The organism is Acuticoccus kandeliae (assembly GCF_003073115.1).
In genome coordinates this window covers 1-841 of sequence record NZ_QBBV01000014.1, presented here as the reverse complement: position 1 = coordinate 841, position 841 = coordinate 1, and the positions used below count along the sequence as shown (strand labels likewise).

Genomic DNA, 841 nt, shown 5'->3' with positions numbered 1-841 from the left:
GAACCGACATAGCCGGCTCCTTCTGGTCCATCGGGTGAGTGCAGAGGGGTGATCTTTGGTCGATGCCGCAAGCGCTGCCGGTATCTCGAAGCGAACCGCTTTCAAGTGGCTCGCCCGCTTCCGAGCTGGCGGCGAAGCCGCTCTCGACGATCGCTCCAACGCCCCCCATCGCATCCGCCACAAGCTGCCAGACCAGACCATCGAAGAGATCAAGTAGCTGCGGCTTCAGCGCATGACGGGGCCAGCCATCGCCCGCCGGCTCAATATGCCCCGCCCCACCGTCGGGGCCGTTCTGCGCCGGCTCGGCCTCGGCAAGCTCAAGGCGCTCGACGAGACACCGCCGGCCCGCCGCTACCAGCGCGAGCGGCCCGGCGAGCTGATCCATATCGACACCAAAAAACTCGGCCGGATCGATGGGATCGGCCATCGCATCACCGGCGACCGGACGGGCCAATCGAACAAGCTCGGCACCGGCTGGGAAGTCCTGCATGTCGCCATCGACGACGCCTCACGCCTCGCCTACACCGAGGTCCTCGCAACAGAGAAACGCGAGGACGCTATCGCGTTTCTCCAGCGCGCACTCGCCTTCTTCGCTCGCCACGGCGTCATCGTCGAGCGGGTCATGTCCGGCAACGGCTCCGCCTATCGCAGCCACACCTTCCGTGGCGAGCTCGCCGCGCGCGGCCTGCGCCACATCCGCACCAGGCCCTACACGCCCCGCACCAACGGCAAGGCCGAGCGCTTCATCCAGACCTCGCTGCGGGAATGGGTCTACGCCCAGCCCTATCACTCCTCGCACGAGCGAACGCGCGCCATGCAGCCCTTCCTCAGAGCCTACAAC

The 841-nt window shown here is 66.8% G+C and carries 2 protein-coding genes; both read left to right on the top strand.

What is annotated here, in order from left to right; translation table 11 throughout:
• Window positions 1–55 precede the first annotated feature (55 nt).
• On the top strand, window positions 56–217 hold the full coding sequence (locus tag DBV35_RS31515) for a leucine zipper domain-containing protein (protein ID WP_108663916.1): 162 nt from the start codon (window positions 56–58) through the stop codon (window positions 215–217).
• A gap of 48 nt (window positions 218–265) precedes the next feature.
• Window positions 266–841 (top strand): DDE-type integrase/transposase/recombinase (locus DBV35_RS29040; RefSeq protein WP_170135073.1); only part of this gene is annotated, 576 nt, incomplete at its 3' end.